General features: G+C 57.7%; 37 protein-coding genes. All 37 read right to left on the bottom strand.

What is annotated here, in order from left to right; genetic code table 11:
• Positions 1–15: 15 nt before the first annotated feature.
• Entirely contained in the window at positions 16–180 is a 165-nt protein-coding gene (locus C805_RS26660; RefSeq protein ID WP_016213948.1) for a hypothetical protein, read from the bottom strand.
• Positions 177–554: a hypothetical protein gene (locus C805_RS11195; RefSeq protein WP_016213947.1), complete on the bottom strand. Its 378-nt coding sequence runs from the start codon at positions 552–554 to the stop codon at positions 177–179. The genes C805_RS26660 and C805_RS11195 overlap by 4 nt, the downstream gene beginning before the upstream one ends.
• Positions 551–1,168 (bottom strand): major tail protein, encoded by a 618-nt coding sequence (locus tag C805_RS11190; protein ID WP_016213946.1) that lies wholly within the window; start codon positions 1,166–1,168, stop codon positions 551–553. Before C805_RS11190 ends, C805_RS11195 begins: the two co-directional genes overlap by 4 nt.
• Before the next feature lie 3 nt (positions 1,169–1,171).
• Complete coding sequence (locus C805_RS11185) at positions 1,172–1,489, bottom strand: hypothetical protein (RefSeq protein WP_016213945.1); 318 nt, start codon at positions 1,487–1,489, stop codon at positions 1,172–1,174.
• A gap of 7 nt (positions 1,490–1,496) precedes the next feature.
• Entirely contained in the window at positions 1,497–1,877 is a 381-nt protein-coding gene (locus C805_RS11180; RefSeq protein WP_031200949.1) for an HK97 gp10 family phage protein, read from the bottom strand.
• A 2-nt stretch (positions 1,878–1,879) separates the two neighbouring features.
• Entirely contained in the window at positions 1,880–2,221 is a 342-nt protein-coding gene (locus C805_RS11175; RefSeq protein WP_016213943.1) for a phage head closure protein, read from the bottom strand.
• Positions 2,221–2,496: a head-tail connector protein gene (locus C805_RS11170; protein WP_016213942.1), complete on the bottom strand. Its 276-nt coding sequence runs from the start codon at positions 2,494–2,496 to the stop codon at positions 2,221–2,223. The genes C805_RS11175 and C805_RS11170 overlap by 1 nt, the downstream gene beginning before the upstream one ends.
• A 34-nt stretch (positions 2,497–2,530) precedes the next feature.
• Positions 2,531–3,754 carry a phage major capsid protein gene (locus C805_RS11165; RefSeq protein ID WP_371197642.1) on the bottom strand — a complete coding sequence of 408 codons (1,224 nt, stop codon included), beginning with the start codon at positions 3,752–3,754 and terminating at the stop codon, positions 2,531–2,533.
• A gap of 13 nt (positions 3,755–3,767) precedes the next feature.
• Positions 3,768–4,601, bottom strand: a complete 834-nt coding sequence (locus C805_RS11160; protein WP_034775501.1) for a head maturation protease, ClpP-related — start codon at positions 4,599–4,601, stop codon at positions 3,768–3,770.
• Positions 4,507–5,853 carry a phage portal protein gene (locus C805_RS11155; RefSeq protein ID WP_016213939.1) on the bottom strand — a complete coding sequence of 449 codons (1,347 nt, stop codon included), beginning with the start codon at positions 5,851–5,853 and terminating at the stop codon, positions 4,507–4,509. Before C805_RS11155 ends, C805_RS11160 begins: the two co-directional genes overlap by 95 nt.
• Before the next feature lie 74 nt (positions 5,854–5,927).
• Positions 5,928–6,113 (bottom strand): hypothetical protein, encoded by a 186-nt coding sequence (locus C805_RS11150; RefSeq protein ID WP_016213938.1) that lies wholly within the window; start codon positions 6,111–6,113, stop codon positions 5,928–5,930.
• Between the two features lie 149 nt (positions 6,114–6,262).
• On the bottom strand, positions 6,263–6,427 hold the full coding sequence (locus C805_RS26655) for a hypothetical protein (RefSeq protein ID WP_016213937.1): 165 nt from the start codon (positions 6,425–6,427) through the stop codon (positions 6,263–6,265).
• A 138-nt stretch (positions 6,428–6,565) separates the two neighbouring features.
• Entirely contained in the window at positions 6,566–8,167 is a 1,602-nt protein-coding gene (locus C805_RS11140; RefSeq protein ID WP_031200946.1) for a terminase large subunit, read from the bottom strand.
• A 121-nt stretch (positions 8,168–8,288) separates the two neighbouring features.
• Positions 8,289–8,564 (bottom strand): Nmad4 family putative nucleotide modification protein, encoded by a 276-nt coding sequence (locus C805_RS11135; RefSeq protein ID WP_016213935.1) that lies wholly within the window; start codon positions 8,562–8,564, stop codon positions 8,289–8,291.
• A 165-nt stretch (positions 8,565–8,729) separates the two neighbouring features.
• Positions 8,730–9,167 carry a DUF7698 family protein gene (locus C805_RS11130; protein ID WP_016213934.1) on the bottom strand — a complete coding sequence of 146 codons (438 nt, stop codon included), beginning with the start codon at positions 9,165–9,167 and terminating at the stop codon, positions 8,730–8,732.
• A gap of 139 nt (positions 9,168–9,306) precedes the next feature.
• Entirely contained in the window at positions 9,307–9,498 is a 192-nt protein-coding gene (locus tag C805_RS11125) for a hypothetical protein (protein ID WP_016213933.1), read from the bottom strand.
• A complete protein-coding gene (locus tag C805_RS11120; protein ID WP_016213932.1) occupies positions 9,495–9,707 on the bottom strand; it encodes a hypothetical protein in 213 nt (70 codons plus the stop codon). The genes C805_RS11125 and C805_RS11120 overlap by 4 nt, the downstream gene beginning before the upstream one ends.
• A gap of 28 nt (positions 9,708–9,735) precedes the next feature.
• Positions 9,736–9,954, bottom strand: coding sequence for a DUF4314 domain-containing protein (locus C805_RS11115; RefSeq protein WP_016213931.1), 219 nt, complete (start codon positions 9,952–9,954; stop codon positions 9,736–9,738).
• Positions 9,938–10,702: a hypothetical protein gene (locus C805_RS11110; RefSeq protein WP_016213930.1), complete on the bottom strand. Its 765-nt coding sequence runs from the start codon at positions 10,700–10,702 to the stop codon at positions 9,938–9,940. Before C805_RS11110 ends, C805_RS11115 begins: the two co-directional genes overlap by 17 nt.
• Before the next feature lie 81 nt (positions 10,703–10,783).
• Positions 10,784–12,778 carry a DNA cytosine methyltransferase gene (locus C805_RS11105; RefSeq protein ID WP_016213929.1) on the bottom strand — a complete coding sequence of 665 codons (1,995 nt, stop codon included), beginning with the start codon at positions 12,776–12,778 and terminating at the stop codon, positions 10,784–10,786.
• Positions 12,771–12,959: a hypothetical protein gene (locus tag C805_RS11100; RefSeq protein ID WP_016213928.1), complete on the bottom strand. Its 189-nt coding sequence runs from the start codon at positions 12,957–12,959 to the stop codon at positions 12,771–12,773. Before C805_RS11100 ends, C805_RS11105 begins: the two co-directional genes overlap by 8 nt.
• The gene (locus C805_RS11095; protein WP_016213927.1) at positions 12,928–14,211 is read right to left on the bottom strand and encodes a site-specific DNA-methyltransferase; all 1,284 of its coding nucleotides are present in this window, start codon (positions 14,209–14,211) and stop codon (positions 12,928–12,930) included. Before C805_RS11095 ends, C805_RS11100 begins: the two co-directional genes overlap by 32 nt.
• A 6-nt stretch (positions 14,212–14,217) precedes the next feature.
• Positions 14,218–14,751 carry a P27 family phage terminase small subunit gene (locus C805_RS11090; protein ID WP_016213926.1) on the bottom strand — a complete coding sequence of 178 codons (534 nt, stop codon included), beginning with the start codon at positions 14,749–14,751 and terminating at the stop codon, positions 14,218–14,220.
• Positions 14,752–14,982: 231 nt separating this feature from the next.
• Positions 14,983–15,342, bottom strand: coding sequence for an HNH endonuclease (locus C805_RS11085; protein WP_016213925.1), 360 nt, complete (start codon positions 15,340–15,342; stop codon positions 14,983–14,985).
• Positions 15,343–15,477: 135 nt separating this feature from the next.
• A complete protein-coding gene (locus C805_RS11080; protein WP_016213924.1) occupies positions 15,478–15,927 on the bottom strand; it encodes a hypothetical protein in 450 nt (149 codons plus the stop codon).
• A 51-nt stretch (positions 15,928–15,978) separates the two neighbouring features.
• Positions 15,979–17,355 carry a DEAD/DEAH box helicase gene (locus tag C805_RS11075; protein WP_016213923.1) on the bottom strand — a complete coding sequence of 459 codons (1,377 nt, stop codon included), beginning with the start codon at positions 17,353–17,355 and terminating at the stop codon, positions 15,979–15,981.
• Complete coding sequence (locus C805_RS11070; protein ID WP_016213922.1) at positions 17,336–17,617, bottom strand: VRR-NUC domain-containing protein; 282 nt, start codon at positions 17,615–17,617, stop codon at positions 17,336–17,338. The genes C805_RS11075 and C805_RS11070 overlap by 20 nt, the downstream gene beginning before the upstream one ends.
• Positions 17,618–17,779: 162 nt before the next feature.
• Positions 17,780–20,020 (bottom strand): phage/plasmid primase, P4 family, encoded by a 2,241-nt coding sequence (locus C805_RS11065; protein ID WP_016213921.1) that lies wholly within the window; start codon positions 20,018–20,020, stop codon positions 17,780–17,782.
• Positions 20,017–20,448 carry a DUF7768 domain-containing protein gene (locus tag C805_RS11060; protein WP_016213920.1) on the bottom strand — a complete coding sequence of 144 codons (432 nt, stop codon included), beginning with the start codon at positions 20,446–20,448 and terminating at the stop codon, positions 20,017–20,019. The genes C805_RS11065 and C805_RS11060 overlap by 4 nt, the downstream gene beginning before the upstream one ends.
• A complete protein-coding gene (locus tag C805_RS11055) occupies positions 20,435–20,620 on the bottom strand; it encodes a hypothetical protein (protein ID WP_016213919.1) in 186 nt (61 codons plus the stop codon). Before C805_RS11055 ends, C805_RS11060 begins: the two co-directional genes overlap by 14 nt.
• The gene (locus tag C805_RS11050) at positions 20,617–20,949 is read right to left on the bottom strand and encodes a hypothetical protein (protein ID WP_242832659.1); all 333 of its coding nucleotides are present in this window, start codon (positions 20,947–20,949) and stop codon (positions 20,617–20,619) included. The genes C805_RS11055 and C805_RS11050 overlap by 4 nt, the downstream gene beginning before the upstream one ends.
• 11 nt (positions 20,950–20,960) lie before the next feature.
• Positions 20,961–22,889: a DNA polymerase gene (locus C805_RS11045; protein WP_016213917.1), complete on the bottom strand. Its 1,929-nt coding sequence runs from the start codon at positions 22,887–22,889 to the stop codon at positions 20,961–20,963.
• 89 nt (positions 22,890–22,978) lie between these two features.
• Positions 22,979–23,551 (bottom strand): DUF2815 family protein, encoded by a 573-nt coding sequence (locus C805_RS11040; RefSeq protein WP_016213916.1) that lies wholly within the window; start codon positions 23,549–23,551, stop codon positions 22,979–22,981.
• A 12-nt stretch (positions 23,552–23,563) separates the two neighbouring features.
• Positions 23,564–24,040 carry an HNH endonuclease gene (locus tag C805_RS11035; RefSeq protein ID WP_016213915.1) on the bottom strand — a complete coding sequence of 159 codons (477 nt, stop codon included), beginning with the start codon at positions 24,038–24,040 and terminating at the stop codon, positions 23,564–23,566.
• Entirely contained in the window at positions 24,037–25,164 is a 1,128-nt protein-coding gene (locus C805_RS11030) for a DUF2800 domain-containing protein (RefSeq protein ID WP_016213914.1), read from the bottom strand. The genes C805_RS11035 and C805_RS11030 overlap by 4 nt, the downstream gene beginning before the upstream one ends.
• Entirely contained in the window at positions 25,164–25,550 is a 387-nt protein-coding gene (locus C805_RS11025) for a hypothetical protein (RefSeq protein ID WP_016213913.1), read from the bottom strand. Before C805_RS11025 ends, C805_RS11030 begins: the two co-directional genes overlap by 1 nt.
• Positions 25,525–25,743 (bottom strand): hypothetical protein, encoded by a 219-nt coding sequence (locus C805_RS11020; protein WP_016213912.1) that lies wholly within the window; start codon positions 25,741–25,743, stop codon positions 25,525–25,527. Before C805_RS11020 ends, C805_RS11025 begins: the two co-directional genes overlap by 26 nt.
• Positions 25,744–25,804: the final 61 nt, after the last annotated feature.

The raw sequence follows: 25,804 nt of genomic DNA, 5'->3' as shown, positions 1-25,804 counted from the left end.
AATCCAAATCTGCGGTTAAAATAAATCAAACTCGTCCTGCCCTGCGATAATGGAGTAGTCCGCGCTGTCATTGCTGCTCTCCGCGTACATATCGTTGACCATGCCGATGGTCAGCAAATCTAAATCCCGGATGGAGATGCCGAGCTGCACACACCGCAGCAGGAACAGCGGCGTGGTCATCGGGCGGTCAGTTGCGCGAAGTTTTTTTTAGCCTCCACATCGGTCTTCATGTTCAGCCCCCACAGTTCAATGAGTTGCGGCAGCACCTGGTAGATGGAGAACGTGCCGAAGCCGTCCAGCCATTCCTCCGGCGTGTCCGGGATGGAAGGGTCGGCGTGCTTCGCCATGATGAAGGCGATGTTCTCGAACAGCTCCAAAGAAAATAAATCCAGGTTGGAATTCTCCTCGTCACTCTTCCCGATGCTCTTCTCCAGCGCGCTTAGGTCCTTATAGATGTCCCGGTGGAACTTGATCCGGTAAATGCGCGGCACGGCCGCCGATGCCCGGAAAGGCACCTCTTTCCCGTCAATCTCAATCTTCCTTGTCATGCTCATACGCTTTCCTCCCCGTTATCCTGATCTTCCCCGCCGCCTGTCTCAGCCGCAGCCGTGGGCATATACACCGCCTTGTACCAGTCGTTATACACCGTCTCATCCGTGGAATCCCCGGTCTTCGCCTTCACCATGCCGTCCGCCAGGGGCGTTGCCTTGACGGTCAGCGTCTCCGTCTGCACCTCCCGGCTTTCCTCGTTGGTCTTGCCCTCGATGCCGGGGCGGGACGCGGAGCAGTTGTAGAGGACGTGGCGGATGTGCCGCTGGTCGCCGTCAAACTCAAAGAGCAGGGCAAACGCCGCAAGCTCCGCCGAGGCGTTCTCTATCAATACGCCCTTGGCATCCAGTTCCTCCCTTAAAGCGTCCCTGCGGAAGGACTCCGGGATCATGGCAAGCTCCAGGTCGCCGTCATAGCCCATGTTATTGTTGATGACATAGTACGCCGTCCCGTCCGCATAGAAATTTTCAGGCTCGCCGTTGGCGTCCAGCGAGATGGACACCGAGCCGGGCATCGGGACGGGCGTGCCATAGGACACCGCCCCGTCTTCCGAAACCGTGAGCATCGCATAGTGCGTGTTCTTAAGGTTGTATTTCACTTTGTTCTTTTTATTCTGCATCCGTCATGCCTCCCATCCAAAAATATACAGAACTTCATAAAGCCGCTCGCTGCTGATCCATGTTTCCGATTTGTTGTAGAAGACTTCGTGCGCATCCAGCACATCCTCCACTTTTTTCTCCACCGCCAGGTCTTTCTTATCGGTGTAGATTTCCACATGGACGTTTGCGCCCTTGTGGTACACCTTCCCGTCCGCCGCGAAGTTATCGCTCCCCGGAATGAGGTAACAGAGGAACGGCGGCTCCGGAGACTCCCCTTCCGCAAAATGGTCATAGGCGAAAGGCAGCCCCATCTCCGCGATCATGCTTACAAGTTTTTCCACAAATACATCACCCCCTTAAAGCCTTTTCAATCTCCTGCTCCAGCGTCCGTTCCGCCCTTTCCTCCGCAGGCGCGATATGCGCCCTTCCGGGGACGCGCCCGCCGCCGCGCTTGGCGTGGCCGAATTCCAGGAGGTGCGAGAGCTGGTAGCGGTTCCGGGAATGCACCACCAGCTCGATGGAGTTGGAAGTCTCTTTTACATTCTTCACTGACCAGCTCTTCGCATAGGCGCCCGTGTCCTTCGGCGCGCCCTCCTGGATATCCTTCTTCACGGAATTCCCCGCTTTTTTTACTGCCTTTTTCAGCTCATCCGCCGCAAGATCCGCATACTCCGTCAGCCCTTCCATCACTGCGGCCGCGAGCTGGTCAATCCTTACCCTGTCCGGCATCATCACCGCCCCGCTTTCTCACATTTGAATTTCAATGCCCGTTTCTTATTGTTCAGATGGTCTACCTTTAAAATGTCATAAATGCCGCCGTCCCACAGGATACGGAAGCCCGTGGTGTCCACAGCCTTTGCTTTCCTGCAGAAACGCACCGTGAAGCTGATGTCCGGGTGCGCCACGGTCTGTCCCGCCGCCCCGGTTTCCGCAGAGGACTTCCCCTGGGAATCGCTGATGGTGGCATGGCAGGAATAGTAGTCCGTCCACACATTTTCATGGTTCCCGATGGCATCGGACACCATTTCATTTTTCTGGAACATGATCCGCACGTTCATTGCCGCCACATCCATCAGAACGCCTCCTTCCTTGCCCCAAAGAGCAATGCCCGCAGGGTGAGCGTGAGGGCGCGGTGGTCGGCCTCCTCCCGGTGTTCGTAGAGGTAGGCCGCCGCATACAGCACGGAGATTTTTGCGTTCTCCACGGCAGAAAACTCTTCCAGTGAATCCATCCGCACCACGTCCATGCAGAGGCGTTCCGACGCCCCGATGATGCTTTCAATCAGGGCGTCATCCTCGTCATAGTCCACACGGAGGTAGTTCTTCATCTCGTTAAGCGTCACCACCATGCCGCCACCGCCTTCCATCAAAATCTGTATTTTTTTATGAGCCGGATGCCGCTTTCTGCGCCAGCACCTTCACCGCTTCCGCAAGGATCAGCTTGCCGTCCACACGCTGCGTGGCGAGGAAGCCCACCTGCCCGGTCGCCGCGAACAGCTCATTCAGGCGCTTGAAGGAACGTCCCTGCCTGTCAGCAATCCAATAATAGCTGAAATCACCGAAAGCGATGGTCTTTGCGCCCGCGGCCATGGCCGGCATGTACGCCGAGGTCTTGATGGGGCGGCCTAAGATCATGTCCGGCGTCCCGGCTGCCAGGGACGGCTGCCACAGGTACTGCCCGTTATTGTCCTTCAGCTTGCGGATGGCCTTGATGGTGGAATCATTTAACACCCACACGGACTTCCTGCGGTACGGGGCTTTCAGCGAATAGAATAAATCCATCAGCTCATCTGCCGTCACGGCCGTGGCGGATGCCGCGGTCGCGCCCGTTTCCGCGCCTCCTGCGGCCGCAAGCACCCCTAACGGCTTGCCCTTGCCGTCCCCATTGAAGAACGCCTCCTCTTCCCTCGCCCCGATCCTGCGGGCAAACTCGCGGGAGATATAGGACTGCAGGTCAAAAACGCTGTCGTTTAACAGCTCCTCGGAGACCTTGATCATCGTCCCCAGCTTATACGCCCCGATGGAGACCTGCCCAAAGGCGTCGTCGCTCTCCGGGATTGCGCCCTCCTCGTCAATCCAGGACGCCGTGCCTTTGCTTGCCACCACCGGGATCTTCCTGTCGCCGCTGGAGGTCCTGATGACCTTCGCCATCTGGCGGAAGATGTTCTCCTCCTCCAAAGCCTCCACCAGCGTCCTCTCATACTCATCCGGCACCAGGTAGCCGCCCTCGGAATCCGTGCCGACCTGCAGGGCGTTGGTGACTGCGGGCATCGGAACCTTGGAGCGCATCACATTCCAGAAGTTCTTCCGGTAGTCGTCTGAAGCCCGCCCGGTCTTATCCTCCCCGCCGTCCGCGTCCGCCTTTCCGCCCGGCTTCCCCGTGAGGGGCTTGTTGACCGGGCGGTCCAGTTCCGCATCCAATGCCTCCTGCCGCTCCAGGCGGGCAATCTCTTTCCCAAGGTCCGTGATCTCCTGCTCCATCCTCGTGTATGCGGCGTCGTCCTCTGCGGAAAGGACACCGTTCTCCTTCCTGTGGGAATCTAAAAACGCCTTTGCCGCCTCCCATGCCTTCGCGCGTTTCTCACGCAGTTCAAGAATCGTCATAATGGAATCCTCCTTCTCATCGCTTTAATAAATTAAGCCGCTCCATGAGTGCGTCCACGGAACGGCCGGTTTCTGTTTTTGGTGTGCCTTTTCCCACTGGGGCCGGGATCTTCGCCTGCTCCCCGATGCCCGCCTTGGGCTTTTTCTCCCCGTATCTGGCAATGACTTTATTCAGCAGGGCATTGTCCGCCGCCCTGCGGGAGAACAGCATGGAGCTGTGGACGGACGGCTTTTTCCCGTCCCCATTTTCCTCCCCGTTCGTATCCCCCTCGCCATTTTCCCCCGGTTCCGTTTTTGCCCGCGCCATGATGTCATCCGCAAAGCCAAGCTCCACCGCCTTGTTTGCGTCCATCCAGGTCTCCGCGTCCATCAGGTGCGACAGCTTCGGGCGGGAAAGCCCGGTCTTTAACACATAGGCGTTGATGATGGACTCCTTCACCTCGGAGAGCATATCCATCGCTTTCTGCATCTCGGCGTGGTCGCCCCATGCCATGGTGGCGGGGTTGTGGATCATCAGCATGGAAACCGGGGATACCAAAACTGTGTCGCCCGCCATGGCGATCACACTGGCGGCGCTTGCAGCGATGCCATCTATCTTCACGGTGACTTTCCCCTTGTAGTTGGAAAGCATATTATAAATCTGTGCCGCCGCCACGCAGTCGCCGCCCGGTGAGTTAATCCACACGGTAATGTCACCCGTGCCGCTGTTCAGCTCATCCTTGAAAAGCTGCGGCGTGACGTCATCGTCAAACCAGCTATCTTCCGCGATGGTGCCGCTCAGTTCCAGGATGCGCTCTTCCGCCCCCGTTTCCTGGTTTTTCGCCTTCTTCCAGTTCCAGAACTTCTTCATTTTCATTGGGTTCCTCCTTCCCTTTTTGATATGCCGCCCCGGACATGGAAAGCGGCATCATGTTCCCGTTGATGAGGTACAGGTCGCCGCCTGCTTCCTCCGGGATGCGGTCAAGGTTCTCAAGCTCCCGGATGTCGTTTGCGGACATCCACCCGTTCTGCCGCCCCACGGCATATCCGTTCATGCGGCTCTGGTAGTCGCCCCGGAGCAGGCCGTCCACGTTGAACTTCACAAAGTATTTCTTTTTCTCCTCCGCCGTCAGCAGCGAACGCGCCATGGACTGCTCCCACCTCGACACCCACGGGTCCAGGGTGTATTTCACGAACTCAAGGCTCTGCTGCTCGATGTTGGAGAAGCTGCTCTTTTCCAGGTCGCCCACCATGTGCGGAGGCACACGGAATATCCGCGCGATCTCATTGATCTGGAACTTCCGCGTTTCCAGAAACTGCGCCTGTTCCGGCGAGATGGAGATCGGAGTGTATTTCATCCCCTCCTCCAAAACGGCCACCTTGTTGGCGTTGTGGCTGCCGCCGAAGGTGGACTGCCAGCTTTCCCTTACCCTGGTCGGGTCCTTGATGGTCCCCGGATGCTCCAGCACACCGCTCGGCTGCGCTCCATTGGCGAAGAACTTCGCCCCGTACTCCTCACAGGCTATCGCCATGCCGATGGCGTTCTTTGCCATGGCAATAGGGGAATAGCCCACCAGCCCGTCAAAGCCAAGGCCGGGGATGTGCAGCACCTCTGTGGGCGGCAGGACGACCGTGCTGCCCTTTACCGTAGGCGCGTCTTCCATGCTGACCGTGTACTCGTAATAGAGCTGCCCTTTGGAGTCCCGCTCCACGCCCATCCGGTCCGGCATCAGCGGGTACAGCCCGATAACCTCGCCCTTGCCGTTTCGGATGATCTGCGCGTAGGCGTTCCCCCAAAGGAGCAGGTGCGTCATCAGCGTTTCACGGAAAACGAAGGAAGTCATCTCCGGGTTCGGCTCATCGTGCAGTAAAAAATACAGCGGATGTTCCGCTGCCTTTTCCTTCCCGCCGTCCTCCGTGTATTTATAAAAGTGCAGCGGCAGCCCCGCCACCGCCTCCGACAGAATCCGGACGCAGGAGTACACTGCCGTCATCTGCATGGAGGTGCGCTCGTTCACCCTTTTCCCAGATGTGCTGTTCCCAAGGAAAAAGCTGTAGGCGCTCCCCGACGTCCTGTTCTGGGGAGCATCCCTCGCCCGGAACAAGCCGCTGAATAATCCCATAAATACCACGCTCCTTTCCAAAAACGGACAGCAGGAAGGCGCCGCCGAAGCAGCGCCCCCTGTGCCGTCCCGTCTTAGCCGTTTACCGATGCAACCTCTAAAACCGTGTCTCCGTTGTGCGGGTATGCCCTGACCACCTCGCAGTCACGGTAGAGGCCCATCTCGTAGATCCCGTAGACCTCATCCCCAAGCTCCGCGTCGTAGATCCGCATCCTGGATTCCTTGATCTTGTGCTTTGCAATAAATTCGTGTACCTTCATGTGCGTTACCTCCGTTTTCTTTTTTGATTTCCCTTTTCGGTAGTACACATATTCGCTCTGAATGCCGGTAATAGCAAGTCAATTCCCGCCATAAAGTACACAAACATCCGGGGCAGTTTTTGTGTGGTTTATGCCCCGGAAAAGCCGTCTCAGACCAGCCGTCTCAGAGCGGTACGGCACACCTGCCTCGCCCTCTTTTTCAGCGGCCGCTTCCACCTGCGGATGGATACCGCTTTTGTGTGGTTCCTTGACCAGCCGCCGAAATCCTCCCACTCATATTTTCCAAACCTTTCTTCCGCTCCATATGGCTTCATCAGAAATCCCTCCATCCAGATAATTTCCGGGATATCCTCCCGGTAAGTGACATATTCGCTCTGAAGCCACAGGATAGCAAGCGGATTCCGGCAGTATCTTAGACAAACATTTTCAGCGGGGTTTGTGCATTTTTACGGTCAGAATACAATCAAACCGCGGGTATCGTAGACGCTCTCAGAGGAGATGTTCCCGCAGCGGATCGCCCGGTCAAGCCCCATAATCGCGGCCACCGCCCCGTCAATCTTCTCCGTAGATTTTTCCTTGTCCGCCTTGATATTGCCCGCCGGGTCGGTGCGGATGAAGATGTTGTCCATCATCCACCGCAGGACCGGATGCCCGCCATGGGCGACCATCTGTTCCAGCACCAGCTTCATCAGCTCCTTGGTGGGCGGGGACATATCCTTGAAACCCTGCCCGAACGGGACCACCGTGAAGCCCATGCCCTCCAGGTTCTGCACCATCTGCACAGCGCCCCAACGGTCGAAGGCGATCTCCCGGATGTTGAACCTCTCCCCAAGCCGCTCAATGTATTTCTCAATATAGCCGTAATGCACCACGTTCCCTTCCGTGGTCATCAGCTTCCCCTGCCGCTCCCACACATCGTAGGGGACATGGTCGCGCCTCACACGCAGCTCCAGCGTCTCCTCAGGCACCCAGAAGTACGGCAGGATACAGTATTTGTCCTCCTCATCCAGCGGCGGGAACACCAGCACGAACGCCGTGATGTCCGTGGTGGAGGACAAGTCCAGCCCGCCGTAGCAGACACGCCCTTCCAGGCCGTCCTCGGAAACGGGGAAGGCGCAGGCATCCCATCGATCCATGGGCATCCACCGCACCGCCTGTTTCACCCACTGGTTCAGGCGGAGCTGCCGGAAGCTGTTCTCCTCCCCCGGATTCTGCTTTGCCGACTCACAGGCTGCCTCCACCTTGTCAATCCCCACCGTGATGTTCAGCGAAGGATTGGCTTTCTTCCACACCTTCGGGTCCGTCCAGTCGTCCGCCTCATCCGCGCCGTAGATGACGGGATAGAAGGTCGGGTCGATCTTCCTGCCCTCCAGGATATCCTTCGCCTTCTGGTGCGTTTCGTAGCAGATGGAATGGGTGTCCGTCCCCGCCGTGGTGATGAGGAAATACAGCGGCTGCATCCGGGCGTCCCCGGAGCCCTTGGTCATGACGTCAAACAGCTTCCGGTTCGGCTGCGTGTGCAGCTCGTCGAATACCACGCCGTGGATGTTGAAGCCGTGCTTGGAATACGCCTCCGCCGAAAGCACCTGGTAGAAGGAATTGGTGGGCGTGTAGATGATCCGCTTCTGCGAGGCGAGTATCTTCACCCGCTTATTCAGCGCAGGGCACATCCGCACCATGTCCGCCGCCACGTCAAAGACGATGGTGGCCTGCTGCCGGTCGGCGGCGCACCCGTACACCTCCGCCCGCTCCTCCCCGTCCCCGCAGGTCAAAAGCAACGCCACGGCGGCGGCCAGCTCCGACTTGCCCTGTTTCTTCGGGATCTCCACGTAGGCCGTGTTGAACTGCCGGTAGCCGTTCGGTTTCAGAGTGCCAAAAATATCCCGGATGATCTGCTCCTGCCAGTCGATCAGCTCAAAAGGCTTCCCCGCCCATGTCCCCTTGGTGTGGCAGAGGCTCTCGATGAACATCACGGCAAAATCGGCGGCGGCCTTATCATAGCAGCTGTCCTTCGCCTTGAACTTTGTCGGCCTGTATTTTTTCAGCTTCCGCATAGCCATCGGCATCACCTCCAGAAGATGGCATAAAAATGGCCTGCCATCGGCAAGCCCCCAATCTATCAGTACAAGACACAGGGCCTTCCGGCCCCGCTCTTGAAATGTTCTTCATTGGTGTTTACTGCTGCATCGCCCAGGCGATTGCGTGGCCGTCATCCTCGAACTCGACTCCGCTTGCCGCCCGGAGACCGATGGTGCCTTCGCAGGTATGGTCATCACCCAGGAATTCGTAAACCGCCCCGAAATAGCAGGGTTTGTTTGGGCCGTTGAAAAAGTACCCGGCGATGACCACCCTGTCGCCAAAGGTCAGCAGCTTGCCCCATCTGCATTCCAGGTCTTCCGGCGTGGTGGAGTTCGGCAGTCTGTAGGTTTTCATTGCATCGTTAATCTTCATGGTCTGTGTCCTCCTTTTTGTTTTCCCTTTTCGGTAGTACACATATTCGCTCTTTCTGCCGGTAATAGCAAGCAGAACCGGAGCATAAAGTACACAAACATCTGCTGCGGGAATTGTGTATATCTGCGGCCAGCGGAGCCTTCCGGCTCCGCCGGTCCGGGATAGTTATTTTACCCTGAAAAGGTATCCGTGCTTTTTCTCACGTTCCCCCGCAAAATGGTTCATGCCCCCGTTCACCTCGGCCATCCCGGCCACTTCGCAGCCGTTCTGTGTGAAAAGCCATGCGGTCTCCACCGCGCTGCTCCAGCCGGAAGAAAAGGTGAACTCGCTGATCCCGTTCTCCCTCATGCAGGAGATGAGGCTTTCCACATCCTTCTCCCAGACCACTTCGCTGATGTCAAGGCGGGCGTTCCCGTTCTCCATGGCGGTCTCGTATTCCCTCCAGATGCGGCAGGCGGCAGCCCCAAGCCCCTCGATGCCTTCCATCAGGGCGTGGTATCCGGCCCTGGCCTTTTCCTTCCCCGCCTCGTCCGCTGCCGCGTCGTAGGCTTTCTTAAGCTCCTGCACCTGTGCGTAGGTTTCTGCAAAAATGTCCTTTTTCATGGTGTGTACCTCCGTTTTGTTTTTTTGTTTTCCCTTTCGGTAGTACACATATTCGCTCTAAAAGCACATATTATCAAGTCAATTTCGGGCATTAAACTGTACAAATATCCGCGCCGGGAATTGTGTAGTTTATGGCGGGCTAATCCCCGCCAAGCTCCCGGCGGATCATGTGTCTGGAGTGCTGCCGCTCCGACTTTTTGAACGGCCGCTTGTAGCGCCTCCGCCTCTGCCCGCGCCTTTTCCCGGACGCGGGCATGGCAATCCCGGTGTGCATCTCATCCCCGTACTGGTGGTCCTCGATCCACCGGAGGTTCCTGCCATATGCCTTCATCCTTCCTGCCCCCTTCCGTAACACCTGTGGATGGCTTCAAGGATCTGTTCCTGCTCCGCCGCGCCCACGCCGATGCCCTCCAGCGCCTCCCTGGTTCCGCAGTCCGGGCAGAGCTGCGTCTCATTGTCCTTCCGTGAGACTGCCGGCCTCCCGTAGTAAACCTGACCACACCTTGGGCATATCCTCTTTTTCCTGTCCGTGTGTTTCATTCCGCATCCGCCTCCCTTCCAAGCGCCGCTATATCCTGCGGACTTCGTCCTCGCCGTAGATTACATGGAGGTGGGAGCCGTTGCTCCAGCGGACCATCAAAGAAGCCGTGTCGTCCACACCTTCCACCACGCCCTCCGTCCCAATCGGAGGGGCCTGGCAGTCGTCCATTTTTTCGAGGCGGACACGCGTCCCCGCAGGGTACTCCCTGCGGACGCGCTCCACGATCTCCCTACTCGGAAATGTCATTGTCTGCCGCCCCCTTCCTCGCCCCGCTCTTGAAGCTGCCGTTGCCGGAAAGGTTCTTCAGCAGGACCTTCCGCTCGCCCTTGTACTCCTCCCCGATGAAGCCGAGCCGGAGCAGGAAGCACCGGAAGGCGTATTTCTCATTGTCCGCCGGCCGCTCCTTCGCCGTGACGCGCTTCTGCTTCCGCGCCATGTCGCAGAGGGCGGTGATGAAATGCGTGTATGCCTTCGCCGCATCGCCATCCTGCCCGTCCGCGAACCAGGGGAAGGAGACCTTCTCCTCATCCGCCTCAACCGGGAGGCTTTCAACCGCCAGCGCCTTTTTGATCAGGGCGGCCTTGGCGTCCACCAGCCTGTGCAGGTTCTCCAGGGCGGCGTCCGTGAAGGACTCCCTCGGCAGCGACACCGTAAGCCCGATGCCCTCCTGCGGTTCTTCCGTGGGAGCCTCTGGCTCCATCTGTGCCTCTGCCGTTTCTTCTGCGGAATCCTGCGGCTCTGCCTGTGCCTCTGCGGTTTCCTCCAGCTCTGCCGTGAATCCCGCCTGCGCCAGCCCTGCCAGAACCTTTTCCACCGTACCGCTGTCCGTGCGTTCATCCCAGACCAGGGTTCCTTCTTTGCTGACCGTAAAATTGCTGATGGCGTATGCGCAGGTCGGCATCTTCATGTAGACCGCCTTCATCCCGACGATCCCGGAAATGACCTTTACCATCTCTTTCCTGCGTTCCCCTGTCACGTTGAATCTTCTTTCCATACTGTTTGCCCTCCTTTTTTTGTGGTACTACATTAATCACTCAAAGTGGTAAAAATAGCAAGGGAAACCGCAGGAAAAATGTCACAATAAAAAGTCCGGGAACTGGGCGTAGTACACAATGCCCGCAAGCACGAAATAAGCGTTCGGCAACGCGATGCCATTCCCCCACATACGGTATTCCGCCGAATCGGAATGCGGGTCTTTCAGCCATTTCAGTATCTGCCTGTCGGTCTTCGGCTTTTTGGAAGTCCCCATGACTTTCCGGTGGGTCTCAAAGACCTCCCGCCAGAACGCAAGCTCATCCTCTGCGGGGTTCTCCGTGCCAAGGCCGTCACACCACCAGTCCGGGAAGCCCTGCAGCCTCGCGCATTCCGTGGGCGTCAGCCTCCTCACGATATAGTCTGGCTCCTCCTTCACATCGTTGATGACGGGCGGGTCCTTATAATCCGTAGCCACCAGCGTGTTCGCCAGTTCCTTCTCCGCCCGCGTGAAATGGGAATTCTTGCTGGTGCAGTAGGTCGGCTGCGCCACGGCGTGGCGGTCTGCGGCCGTGAGGGAAAAAGCCACATCCTCATTGATGCCGCTGCCCTGCGGCCCGTTTTTGTCGCCCCGCCCGATCATGGAGCCCTGGAGGACGAAAGTCTGCATCTGCATATTGCGGGTCGCCATCAATGCCCCGGATTTCCCATGCAGGTCGATGACCTCGTCCCTCTGGTTGATGTGGAACGCGGACATCCCCTCCGGCTCCACAACGGCAATCCCACCCTGGTTGCAGGATGGATTTCCTCCGTTCCCATCCAGCGTCCGGGCAGTTGCCGCCTCGTAAAATCCGCTGTGCGGGTTATCCGACTTCATGGCATTGCTGTCCTTGGAGCAGATGCCGTATGCCTGCACCGGCACGAACACCGTCTGGTCGTTATTGCAGGAGAGCGTCGCCGACCTGTCCTCCTGGACTAAAATGCCTTTGCCCCCGCCGGATTTTCCAGCCCTCACCTTCATGGTCTTGGGTGTTTCCGGCTCCACCACGAACGGCTGGTTGTTGCCGCCCATCCCATATGTGGCGCTGACTGTAGGCGCAGTTTCCAGCGGTCCCGTGTATCTGGTATCCTGGCTATGGTTTTCATAGCATATCGCAGCCGGAACCGTCCCGGCGCGGAGCGTAGGCGAAGTTTCCTCTTCATAGCCGATGCCCCGCGCCTGTGCGGAATGTTCCGTGCAGAACCCCGCCGCATCCAGGACACACGGCGGATGGTGCGCCTCCGCCCGCAGGGTGCAGGCCATGTCCTCCATCACATCCATCCTCTGCCCGCCCTGGTCGCAGAGGCAGGCCACTACTCCCCGGACGCCGCCTGCCGCTCCAGCGCCTTCCTCAGTATGGCGGGCAGCTCCTTGCCACGCGCGGAAGCCCTCCGCAGAATACCCAGACACGCCTTCGGACTCAAATAATATTTTTCCGGCACCCCACCCTGCAAAATCCCCGACAAGGTAGATGCGTTTCCTTCGCTGGGGAACTCCCCACAATTGCGCATCGATCTGCCTGAAGGCCACGGAGTATCCGTCACCCACGATCTCCCCTGCGTTTGGCCACTTCCCCTTCGGAGGTCCAGGAACAGAAACGCCCTCATCCCTGACAGAGCAGACTTCTTCGAGGACGCAGCGGAAGTCCTCCCCTTTGTTGGATGAGAAGGCACCGGGGACATTCTCCCACACGATGAACCTTGGATATTTTCCATCTGTCGCACACCTCATTTCCTTTATGATCCTGATTGCCTCGTAGAACAGGCTGGACTGCTTCCCGCCAAGCCCCGCCCGCTTTCCCGCCACCGACATGTCGGTGCAGGGCGAGCCGAAGGTGATGATGTCCACCGGCTCTATCTCATCCCCACATATGCCGTTGATGTCGCCCAGGTGTTTCACAAACGGCAGCCGCTTCGTGGTCACCCGGATGGGGAACGGCTCTATTTCTGAAGCCCAGACCGGGCGTATCCCCGCCAGCAGGCCGGCGAGCGGAAAACCCCCGGAGCCGTCAAACAGGCTTCCGAGGGTCAGCTTCTTTTCTGTATTCACATTATCCATCCGCACCGCCTCCATCTTCCAGATCATCATAGGAGATGCCAGTCAACTCCGTCAGCACATCCTCACAGGACGCCACCGCCGCGTCCCATCCCCGGTCAAACTGCTCCGAGGCGTCACAGCCGCCAAGGGCGTGTATCCTGCGGAATATCTCAGCCATCAGTTCCCTGTCCTGCATCTGCATCCGTCTCCACCTCCTTCACCAGTGCGGAATATGGGATCTTCTCCCCGCCCCGCTCCACATACACATTTTCCGAATCCCCGGTATCCTCCACATACCTCCGCAGAATCACAGACGCATATTTCTCATCCAGTTCCATCATGCAGCAGATGCGGTCCGTCTGCTCGCACGCCATCATCGTGGAGCCGCTGCCGCCGAAAGTGTCTATCACGATGGCGTTCTCCTGGGAGGAATTGCAGATCGGGTATCCGAGCAGGTCAAGCGGCTTGGAAGTCGGATGGTTCTTGTTCCGCTTCGGCTTGTCGTAGTTCCAGATGGTGGTCTGCTTCCGGTCGGAATACCACGGGTGCTTGCCGTTCTTCAGAAAGCCGTACAGCACAGGCTCATGTTGCCACTGGTAATCCGAGCGTCCAAGCACGAGGGAATTCTTCACCCATATGCACACCCCGGCAAGGTGGAACCCTGCGTCCACAAACGCTTTACGGAAATTCAAGCCCTCCGTATCCGCATGGAACACATATGCCGCGCCGCCGTTCTCCAGGTGCGCCGCCATCTGTGAAAATGAATTGTACAGAAATGTGTAGAATTCATCCCCTTTCATGCTGTCATTCTGGATGGAAAGCCCGCTGCCGCTTTTGAAGGATACGCCATACGGCGGGTCCGTCACGATGAGGTTTGCTTTCTTCCCGTCCATGAGCGCTGCCACATCTTCCACACTTGTGGCATCGCCGCACATCAGCCGGTGCCTGCCCACCGTCCAGATATCGCCCCGCTCCACGAACGCCGCTTTCTCCAGTGCAGCGGAAAGGTCAAAGTCATCATCTTTCACATCTTTTTCCCCATCTCCGGCAAAAAGGTCGGCAATCTCATCCTCGCCGAAGCCCGTCAGGGATACATCAAAATCCGCACCCTGCAGACTTTCAATCTCGATGCGGAGCAGCTCCTCATCCCATCCCGCGTCCAAAGCCATGCGGTTGTCCGCAAGGATGTAGGCTTTCTTCTGCGCCTCCGTCAGATAATCCACGAACACACACGGAACCTCTGCAATCCCTTCTTCCTTCGCCGCCATGATCCTGCCATGCCCCGCGATGACATTGAACTCCCGGTCGATGATGACCGGGTTGATGAAGCCGAACTCCCGCAGGGACGAGCGGAGCTTCGTGAGCTGCTCTGGCGAGTGTGTCCGCGCGTTATTCACATACGGCACTAATCTGGAGAGCGGCACAAGCTGCATCTCGGTTGTTGTCTTTCCCATTTTCCTCTACACTCCTTTCCTTGCGCAGAGCAGCCGCTCCATCACGTCATCCTGGGGCGTGTTCCCCTGGAACTCCACCGAGCAGTTCTCCTTCACAATCTGGTATATCTGCATCCAGCAGTAATTTGTCTGTTTCATATAGGACTGGCTCATGGAAACATAAGGGGAGGCGATGGCGGCACCCGTGGTCGGGTGCTTCGCAAGGAAGCCAGTGGATGACACGATCTCCTCACACTGAATCCACCGGGACACGCTCATGGCGTACTGCTCCACCATCTGCACGGTGACAAGCTTCTCACATCCCCTCGCCTTCAGCCATGCATACGTTTCGTTGAAAACCTCCTCCGCCACCAGCTCCCGCCCGCTCTTCTGCGGGGACTTGAGGAAGTCCTTCACGGGCGGCACATCCACGCCCTCCAGTTCGGCGGGCTCCATCAGCACTTCCGCTGTTTTCCCCTCGCTGATCTTCTCCGTGAGCGCCTTGGGCTTCCGCCCCGCCCCCGGTCTTGCGCCGCCGCGCCCGCTGCCGTCTTTTGCCACCGTTTCCACCCCGTTTCTTTGATTTTCTTTGAAAAAATGCTGCGGAAATCAAACGCCGCAGCACCTTAAAAGCCTTTATTTCAGGGAAATCTCCGGGCGGGCAATCCCCCGTTTGATTTCCGATTTTTATGCGTGTGGCCCCACGCCCGTTCCCCGGCGGATCCCTTGTGGAGATTTCGACCGCCCCTCCCGGCTGGCAGAAATCTTCACAAGGAACCTGCGCACAATGACCTAACGCTTATTCCAGCGGTCGCCGCGCTCCGCATGAATCCTCGCATGGCACGGCTGGCACAGCGACACAAGGTTTCCCTCGTCATGCGTCCCGCCCTCTGCCAATGGCAGCCTGTGGTGTACCTCCTCCACCGGCCGCAGCAGCCCCTTCTTCTGGCATTCCTCACAGAACGGGTGCTTGGCTGCGTAGCGGTCACGGATACGCTTCCACGCCCTCCCATACCTACGGCGTACAGCCGGGTCACGGTCGTACTTCTCGTAGCGGCGGTTCTCCTGCTTCCCATGCTCCTCACAGAACCGTCCCTCCGTCAGCCTGGGACAGCCGGGGAAGGAACACGGCCTCTTCGGTTTCCTTGGCATCTGCCTCACCTCCTCACGGCATAAAGAAAGCCCCCACAGGATTCTTTTGCTCCCGCGAAGGCCCTCTTGACATTTTTTCATGCTATCAGCATACCACGCCCAAAGCCAAATGTCATGCCCGCAAAGTGGACACTTTTATTTCCCGTACAGCATGACGGACAGTTTCGACAGCGCCCGGTTCTTCCTGCGGTATGCCGAATTCCTCTCAATCTGGAACCGTTCGCAGACGGCGCTGACTGCTGGCCCGTCCGCTCCCATGTAGAAACATTCCAGCACATACCGCTCATCCTCCGTCAGCTCTTCCCATGCGGGCTTGAACCACCCCATGAACTCCACGGCTTCCCGGTACCGCTCCCGCAGGACGCTGATCTCATCCATCCCTTCCGCCATCCTGTCCTCTGCCGCATGGGGGTTGTGCGTATGCGGCATCCCGTCAAACTGCGGGCTGCTGATGCCGCCCATTTTTTCATGCACCGCTTTTACCTCGTCATCCGTGTGGCTGATGATGAATTCCATCCTCCCGTAATCCCTCAGCGCGTTGGCGGTCGCACCCCTTTTGTCTAAATACTGCCATATGATTCCCATAGCTGATGCCTCCTTAAAATATTTTTGTTTCCCTCGGATTGGCTCAGATTGTCATTGATTGGCTTTTATTTTCAGGTCAGCTTTCACCGCATCGATCAGTGCGGCCTGCGTGGTGTCCTTCTCGGATAATGCCTTCATGATCCGCTCGTCTATGGTGCCTTTCGTGATGATGTGCTGCACCACCACGGTTTCCGATTCCTGCCCCTGCCGCCACAGCCTCGCCACCGTCTGCTGGTATAATTCCAGCGACCAGGTAAGGCCGAACCACACAAGGGTGTTCCCTCCGCCCTGGAGGTTCAGGCCGTGTCCTGCGGATGCCGGGTGGATCAATGCCACCGGGATTTCCCCGGCGTTCCATTTCCGGATGCTGCCGTCCGTGTCCAGCCTGGCATACGGGATTTTCAGTTTTTGGAGCCGCTCCGTGATCCGTTCCAAGTCATGCCGGAACCAGTAGGCCACAAGCACCGGCCTGCCGTATGCCGCCTCGATGATGTCCTCCAGTGCGTCCAGCTTCCTCTCATGGATAGCAATGATCCCGCCCGAATCGGTGTATATTGCCCCGTCCGCCATCTGCGACAGTTTCCCGGAAAGGGACGCGGCATTGGCGGCTGTGATTTCCCCATCCGGTAGCTGCAGGACGAGGTCTTTTTTCAGCTCCTCGTATTTCTCCCGCTCCATTTCGGAAAGGTACACCGTGTACCTGGAATCCACCAGCTCCGGCATCCGCAGGTGGTCGGTGGACTTCATGGAAATGGTGATGTCGGAGATTTTGCCATATATCTGTTTCTCCGCCCCCGGCAGCGGCTTGTAGGAAAATACCACCTGCCCGTTCTGCTTATCCGGCCGGAAATAGGAGGTGCGGTACTGCCCGATGAACCGGCCAAGCCGCTCCCCCATGTCCAGCAGCCGGAACTCCGCCCACAGATCCATGAGGCCGTTGCTGGAAGGCGTGCCGGTCAGCCCCACGATGCGTTTTACCTTCGGCCGGACTTTCATCAATGCCTTAAACCGCTTCGTCTGGTGGTTCTTGAAAGATGACAGCTCATCAATCACCACCATGTCAAAATCAAACGGGATGCCGCTCTCCGTGATCAGCCACTGCACGTTCTCACGGTTGATGAGGTAAATGTCCGCCTGTTTCTTTAACGCCGCCAGCCTCTCCGCCGCCGTGCCGACCGCCACGCTGTACTTAAGCCCCGCAAGGTGGTCCCACTTTTCAATCTCTGCCGGCCAACTGAAGGAGGCCACCCGGATTGGGGCCACAACAAGCACCCTGTGGATCTCAAAGCTGTCAAACATCAGGTCGTTGACCGCCGTCAGCGTGATGCTCGTCTTGCCAAGCCCGCAAGCGAGGAATACCGCCGCTGCCGGGTGCGCCTTGATATACTCCGCTGCGTATCTCTGGTATTCATGTGGACTGTATCTCATCAATGATCCCTCCAATCTGCGATTCGTCATCCAGCACATACACCTTAAACCCAAGCCGCCGCAGGAGCCTGTGGCGGGAAAGCTGCAGGGGGCGGGGCTTTTCCCCCGGAGCCTTGACCTCCACGAATGCCATTTTTCCATCCGGGAGAAGTGCCAGTCTGTCAGGCACCCCATCAAAACCGAGCGATGTGAACTTTACTGCCAAGCCCCCGGCGGCCTTGACTGCCGCCCTGAATTTCTGCTCTATGGTTTTCTCTCTCATGCAGATGCCTCCAATCCCTTTATTTTTCAAGCGTTCCAGACTTTCGGGTGACGGTCGTTGACAGTCGTACCATAAAGTCCTCTATAAGTGTTTTTTTACTGAAAAAACTGCCCTAAAGGGGGTTTATACTGCGACCGTCAACGACCGTCACCCTTTTTGCCCTCAGCCCACGAAATCAGCGGTTTTCAGCCGTATCCCGATAATATACGCACCATCCTTTTTCTTCTGCTTCTTGAAGCCCGCCGTTTCCAGCGCATTGTAAAAATCTGCCGTGCTTCTGGTGTACTCCCCCGTCTGCTGGCAGTAGGCGCGGTACTCCTTATACATCTCCCCGGACTTTGCCATGCTGCCCCTGTCAGCCTCGCAGCACTCATGCATGAAATGCCCAAGCCAGTCATTGTCCTCCCGGTACGATTTGATGGCTTCCTCCACGCAGGCAGGACAGGGGATATGGAAATTCCGGTCGATGGCTTTTTTTGCTCCCTCAATGATCCACGCCATGACAGCCGGGGCTGCCTCCGAAACGAGGAAATCGGCATAGTTCTTCACGTCCCCAGCGCCCTCTATCCTGGCATGGAAGGGGATCACGATCAAACGCCGCCACGTCCCAGGGTCATTCGCTCCCACCCTTGGCAGATGGTTGGTGTACAGCACGAGGGTATGGCTCGGCGTGAAGCTGAAAGGGTCTTTGTACTTTTTCTCCGCAAAAATCTCATCCGTGGAACACATCTGTTTCACCACGGAAGTGTTCAGGCGCATCCCCTCCTCCAGCTCGGCGGCTATGATGAGCCGTTTGCCCTTTGCCTCGGCAAGCTCCGGCTTCACGTTCCGCTTGCAGCCCACGGTCAGGGTGTCGGCGGACATATTCCCGCTGTAGGTGCCAAGCACACGGGCTATGGTATTCCAGAAGGTGGATTTGCCGTTCCTTCCCTCCCCGTAGGCAATGACCAGCGATTCCATGTAGACGCGCCCCACCGCAGCCATGCCCACAATCTGCTGTACATAGTCAATCAATTCCGCATCACCGCAGAAAATAGTATTCAGGGAATCCAGCCACAGCTTCTCCCCTTTATCGCCGGGAGCTGCCGCCGTTATTTTCGTGATATAGTCCTCCGGGCTGTGGTCGCGCTTCCCCGCCAGCCCGTCCGGGAGGTAATAGGTGCCGTCCGGCGTGTTCAGCAGGAAACCGTCTTTATCCAGGTCGGACACGCTGATCTCCAGCATCGGCTTCGCCGCCTGCAGGGCGGATACCACATACTTCATGTCACGCCGCTTCATCACGAACGCCTTATACGCCTGGGCGGACAGATACGCAAGGTAGGCGTCCATCTGCCCGCCGCTTATCTTCTTCTCCAGCGACTTTCCGCCGGAGGTGATGGCATCCTCCGAAATGCCCGTGTCCATGAGCGCCTGTTTCGCCCGTGTGATTTCATCCTTCGCATCCGCAAGCTGCAGGTCGAGGAATTCCTCCGCCGCGCCCACTGCCTGCTGCTTGGACTCCACCCAATACTGCCCGCAGAAACGAAGGTAGTCCGTGGCCGCCGTGTACCGAAGCTCCACGCCGTACTCCCTCGTCAGAACCTTCGCCTGCCCGATGTCGGAATAGTCCCCCGGCTTCAACGATTCCCGACCGAACTCGTCATTATAGGCATCCGGCGCCACATAGCCCTCCTGCCCCTGGATCTTTTCCGCAAAGCGGCAGGCGCTCTGCCAGATCATGGCAAGCTCCGCATCCTCAAGAGGCGGATTGCACTTCGCCGCCTCCTCCATGAAAATCTCATGCGCCCGTTCCGTCGCGCCGTACCTCTTCACCACGCGCCCCGCAAAATGAGACATGGTGGCATTCCTCTGCCCCTGCGGTATCTCCCTGCCGCCCTGGGGCTTCACGATGCAGTCAATGGTGATCTCGCCCTCGTGCCACAGGATGGAATCCGCCGGATGCCCGAAGATGAACCGTGCGGAATCCAGAGCCTTGGCATCGAAGAACGGGAACTTCTGCTGTATGGCTTTCTTCAGAGCGGCGCACGCCTCCCCGTCATGGATTGGATCATGCGGAAAGTATGCATGGAACCTCGGCCTTGCGGACTTCCCCTCCTTCGGCTTCATGTTATTCCGGCTCGGCACCACAGCAAACGCCACATCCTTCCCTATTTTTTCTTCCAAATCCCCCGGATGAATCCAGTCCGCCGGATTATCGGAATGGCTGTTGTCGCAGTCCATCACGTCGACATCGCAGGAGAGGAAGTTATCCCCACTCCTGCGGCAGTTTTTAAACTCTGCGCACACATGGTCGAACGCCACCACCTCCATGCAGTCATCCTCATTGTCAATGACGCGCCTGTTGGGATATAAGCTGTTCTTTGCGTTTCCCCTGCAGTTCGCCGTGTAAAATGTCATCCTCATAATTTGCAGACCTCCTCGCAGTTTTCTGTAAAGTAACGGATTACCATATCCCGCTTTTCCGCCTTCTCAATCTCCGCCGCCATCCCTGTGGATATGGTACTGCCGAACACCCACAACTGCTCACATTTGCCGAGCAACACCATCCCCATGAACATCCCAATTGCCCGCTCCGCAGGCTTCCCGTCATCCAGGAACTGCGGAAAGAGCAGGTGCGGGGCAAATGGGATCGCGCCGTTCTTCACCGCAAACCGGCTGTACCGCCTCGCCTTCTGCGTATTGCCTTCCGTGTCCCCGGCAAACGGGGAGCATATATAGACCAGCGGCCGGTATGCCCGCCTCGCCGCCCTTTCTTCCCTCCTGATCCCCGACAGCGCCGCATGGCTGGTCGGGTCGCTGTATCCCTCGCTGTTGAATTTACTGATTCCCATGAAACTTACCTCCATCCTGCCTGTGGTTTTCTTTCCGGACCGTGTCCGCAGGCTTATAAAACGGGCAGTCCCTCCCGCCAAAATCATTGTCCTTTAAGCAGGTGCAGACACCGCCCCTGTTTGCGAAACAGTCGCCGTGTGCCCTGCACCCCTGCATTGCCGCCCTGCTCATCCCTTCTTGCCTCCTGAAATTAATTTGATATTATTTTTCATCCGTCTGTGGAGGACTTCCGTTTTGTTGAACTGCGCCCTCCAGTGACGGTACGCAGCCGGCTCCTCCAAAAGTTCCTCCATCTTCTGCCTGTACATACCACATAAAGCCTTATAACCATCCGCCATCTCCCGCAGTTCCGAGAGCAGCCCCGCCCTCGCCTCGTCTGTGCAGTATGCATTGATGAGCCTTGCGGCTTTCCTCATCGCCGGCATCTTGCAGGGGAAAAACATCTCCACGTTCAGCTCCATGTATCCCGTCCCGTATTCAATCCGCAGCCGTTCCATCATGCACCCCCTGCCTAATCCTTCTGGTAAAACGAACATTCGTAACCATCCGCCCGGAGCAGCAGCCCTTTCGCCCAGAGCGGCGTCCTTCCCATCTGTTCACATACGGCAGGAAGGGACATCCTCCTGTCCGCCTCGATGATGACCTCATCATGTACATGAGCCACAATCGCACAGTTCTTAAGCGTCCGCATGGCATAGCAGAGGATATCCCGGCTGACCGCCTGCACAATGTTCTCCACGAACTTGGGACCATAGCTTTCCAGCCGCTCCCACTTCTTCGTGCCGCCCACGCCCATGTAAGTGACGGACTCCCCGCCAAACCGGTTCTCGCCAATTCTCGGCTTCACATAGGCAAGCCGCCGTCCGGAAAACAAAGTGATGAACAGCATCCCGCTCTGGTAATCAAAACGGATGCCGTGTGTTTCCGTTGAGACCCTCTTTTTGATGCATTCCTTTACAGCGCGGTCAACCGCCCACCAGAACTCCGTGATGCTTGGGTTGGAATCCCGCCATGCCGACACAAGCGGCTGCAGCTCTTCTTCCGCAAGTCCCATCTCCAGCGCGCCCATGGATTTCAATGCCCCGACTGATCCGCCATAGCCGAGGGCTAATTCGGCAATCTTCCCTTTCTGCCGCAGATGCCCGTTCACGCCGTGCTTTTCCACCGGGACATGGAACATCTGGCTTGCCGAGGCGCAGTAAATGTCACCGCCGCCCTCGAACACTTTCAGCCGCCACCGCTCCCCCGCTATCCAGGCGATCACCCTCGCCTCGATTGCGGAAAAGTCCGCCACGATGAACTTCCTCCCATCCTGCGGAACGAAAGCCGTGCGGATGAGCTGCGAGAGCGTATCCGGGATATCCTCATAGAGCATGGAGAGGGCATCAAAATCCCCGGCTTTCACCAGCTCCCGTGCCTGTGCCAAATCCGGGATATGGTTCTGCGGAAGGTTCTGCAACTGTATAATGCGCCCGCTGTACCGGCCGGTCCTGTTAGCACCGTAGAATTGAAACATTCCGTGCGCACGGCTGTCCGCACACACCGCATTCTCCATTGCCTGGTATTTCTTAACAGATGACCTGGCAAGCTGCTGCCGCAGGGCAAGCGCCTCCCCCAAAGGCTCCGGCGCAGTCTTTAACAGTTCCGCCACCGCCTTTTTATCCAGCGAATCCGTCTCCACCCCGTTCTCCGAAAGCCACTGCTTCATCTGCTGCACGGAGTTTGGGTTCTCCAGTTCCGTCAGTTCCTGCATGGCGCCTGACAGCTCTGCCTTGGAACGGCCGTCCATGGCGATTGCCTGTGTGACCATCCCCATGTCCACGCCGATACCCCGGTCGTTGATCTCCTGGTCCTGCCAGTATTCCTCCCACACAAAATCCGGCACGGGGAACTTGAAAAGCCTCTGCTGTATCTGCATCTCCGCCTCCACGTCACGGAGGTTGTATGCCTTGAACCGCTCCCATTTCTCCCTGTCATGCTCCGGCAGGTTCCGTATCCGGCCGCCGTTCGCCTTGGTCGGCTTGCAGGGGACACAGAAATACCGTATCAGGTCTTTTCCTTCTGACAATTTCTGCTTTTCCAGCCCAAGCACTGTGCCAACATTCTCCAAAGACAGCGGAAGGCCAAGGGTGGCAGACCAGACCATGGAGCATTTCCACGATTCCGGCTCCAGCCATTCCCCAAGATAATTTGATAAACACACCCTCTCGAACATGGCATTGAACGCCCATTTCGTGACGGACTCATCGGAAAGCGCCGCCAGTATTTCCGCAGGGATTTCCTCCCCGCAGGCAAGGTCAGCCACCTTCACATCCCCGCCATCCACGCTGTATCCGAATAATAAAATCTCAAAATTCGGCGAAGAGGAATATTTATAAACACCGCATTTGTACAAATCCACATCACTGTACGATTCAATATCAATTTCGATAGACTTCAATTCCACCAGCTCCTTTCACCGCCTTAAGGGCGGCAGGGAAAAGGCAGACGCCCCTCCCCGCCACCCGGCAGTATATCCCCGCTATGCCGTCAGGAGAGGAAATCCTCATCGTCCCCGGCTTCATCCGCAAAGTCATCCTCCGCACGGGAACGCCCGCCAAGCGGCTCCCCGTCACGGATTTTCTGTAAATTGTTCAGCCCGCAGGCGATACCCTTATTCCCGTTGGAATTGAAGGCATAGAAATTGATGCTCGCCCTGCCGTATACGCCGCTGTACACCTCGGAATGGTCCAGGATCGGCTGCCGGTCCGCGTCCACGATTCCCGGAGCCGTGGAGCTGTTGGCATTGACGAAATACGAATCCGCATAAGCTTCATCATCCGGGCGCTCCACGTCCCCGTCACGCAGCGGGGTCTTCAAAACGGAAAGGGCAGGGACGCTCCTGCCGTTTCCCTTCAGCTTCGCCTCGCCCTCGCGGTACGCCGCCTTGATTGCTTCCTCGATCCTGGCAATGGTCTTCTTATCCGACTTCGGGATGATGAGCGACACGGAGAACTTCGGCGTGCCGCCGTTGATTGCCTTCGCTTCCCATGCGTTGCAGTAGCTCCACCGGGTGTTCGGCCCGGTGATTACTTTTGTTGGATTGTTGGCTGTGTTTGACATATGATTTTCCTCCTAAATTTCATTCAGTTTTGCATATTCGCCAAAATAACTCTTTGCCGCCTCGTTATACGCGAGGGCGGCTTCCTCTTCTGTACCGTAAAGGCCGATGTGTTTCTCCCTGCCGCCTATCATGATCCTGCTGCGCCATTTATGCTTATCCCTCATATACGAAACGCCCTTGAACCGGGATGTGCCGTTTTCCACCCGGTGCTTGCGTGTATTGAACGCATTCTGCTGGTGCGTGACAAACCGGAGGTTGCCCCTCCTGTTATCCAGCCTGTTCCCGTTAATATGGTCAACGACAAACCCCCGCGGCGGCTTTCCAAGTATTGCGTGGTGCATTTTCAGATACACCATTTTCCCATTCTCCCGGAATCCCCGCATTGCATAGCCGGCTTTGCTGCAGCTCCAGTGGTGGATGCCCAGCCTTTCATAATCCGCATCATCCACAATTGCCGCCTTCCCCTTTGCCAGCGGTATCTCCCTCACTTCTCTTCCTCACGGAAATCCTGCTCTGCCGTGTTCATTTCCGGGCGCTTATCCGTCTCAAGCACAAGGACGGGCTTGCCCTGCGGTTTCTCCACAAGGCCCTTCAAAATCTCCGCAAACTTCTTCTTGCCCAGCAGCTTCTCCATGGCCGTGATGCCTAAGAGCTTCGGCTCATACGGGTCGAAGCCAGCCTTCTTCACGGTATCCGCAACGGCATCCTCGTCCGTGTACTTCCGGTTCGACCTCCCGGCTACCACCTTGAACCCGGCATACTTCACGCCAGAGAGCGCCTGCTGCAAAGCGAACTCCTTCACATCCGCCGCCCATGCCGCCAGCTCATCCGCTTTCACGAGGATTGCCGCAATCTCGTCATCCTCCAGCGTGGCGGGCATCTCGAAGTCATACTTCGCAAGCTGCAGGTTGTATTCCGCCCGTTTCCTGCAGACCGCCTTCGCCTTGCAGAATTTGCAGTGTTCCCCGGCGCAGAACTCGCCCTCCCCGGCATAGGCCAGCTTCGCCCTCTCGGTAAGCTCACCCTCCGCCCACTGGAGAAGGTCCTCTTTCGCCATCCCATACACGCTGACGTTCTCCCGGCGCGGCTGGTAGATCGCCATGCGGACAGCGTCAATGTCATAGATGCCGTCGAACAGCTCCAGCGCGCCCAGGGCATACAGCATCATCTGTGGGTTCCCCTCTGCGGAGACCTCCACACCCTTGCCATGCTTGTAGTCGATGATATACAGCGTCCCATCCGCAATGATCACACAGTCACCGGTGCCGAAGCCTTCCTCCACATACCGTGAGAAGTCCAGCCGCTGCTCAATCAGCACCACCGGGTCCTTGCAAGTTTTCTTTGCCTCTTCCACCAACGAGAGGACATACTCCGCATATCCGCAGGCGCACTCCTCCATCTCCTCATCGTAGAACTCAAGCCCCTCCGTAGGGTCTTTAGTTTCCATCCCAAGTGACAGCTTCAGCTTGTGTTCGCCCAGGCTGTGGGCGTCGGTGCCCTGCTGCGCGTATTCGCTGCCCGTGTCCTCGTAGTTCTCACAGAGCCTTGCGGACGGCGGGCAGGCAAGCCACCGGTGGCTGGAGGATGCCGACAGTAATGCGTGTTTTCCCATCACAGCACCTCCGTTTCCGCAAGCAGCGCCGCATATTCCGCCGGGTCGATCTCCGACAGCTTATCCGCGCCGTGCTTATTCAGCAGTGCCCTCACTTCCTCCGTGTGCCCGGAGCGGGACTTCTCCGCCAGCACCGCGCGTACTTCCTCCAGCGTCAGCGGCTTTTCCTCCGGCTCCTGCTTTGCCGCCTTTGCTTCCTTCTTCGCCGTGTTCTTTGCGGTCTTCCCGGCCCTGCCCGCTTTCCCGGTTTCCTCCGGCTCCTTCGTGGTCGTCATCTCCGCCTCTGCCGCCCCACTGTCTGCCACCGCATCCGCAACGGCCTGCAGGCTGTCCGCAAGGGAACGCAGGTCCCCGATGACATCAAGCAGTAACTTCACTTTTCCCATGTACGTTTCCTCCTTCCATGACTTCACTCACTGCCAGTTCCCGGACGGAACCGCCCGGCACGATAATGGTCAGGCTCCGCTTCTCCCCAAGGAGGAAGCGCACCAGGCGCTCCCTCACGGAGACGTTGCGGCAGCTCACGATCCCGCCGTCAGCCGGCTCTTTTGAAACACTGATCCTCAATGTGTGTTCCATGCCCATCTCCTCCATTTCCGAGGGTTCTTGCCGTACCCTCTGACATAAGCCATGGGAGGAC

The sequence above is a fragment of the Eubacterium sp. 14-2 genome, from assembly GCF_000403845.2.
Classification (GTDB): Bacteria; Bacillota; Clostridia; order Lachnospirales; family Lachnospiraceae; genus Petralouisia.
This window is presented reverse-complemented; position numbering and strand designations above follow the sequence as displayed.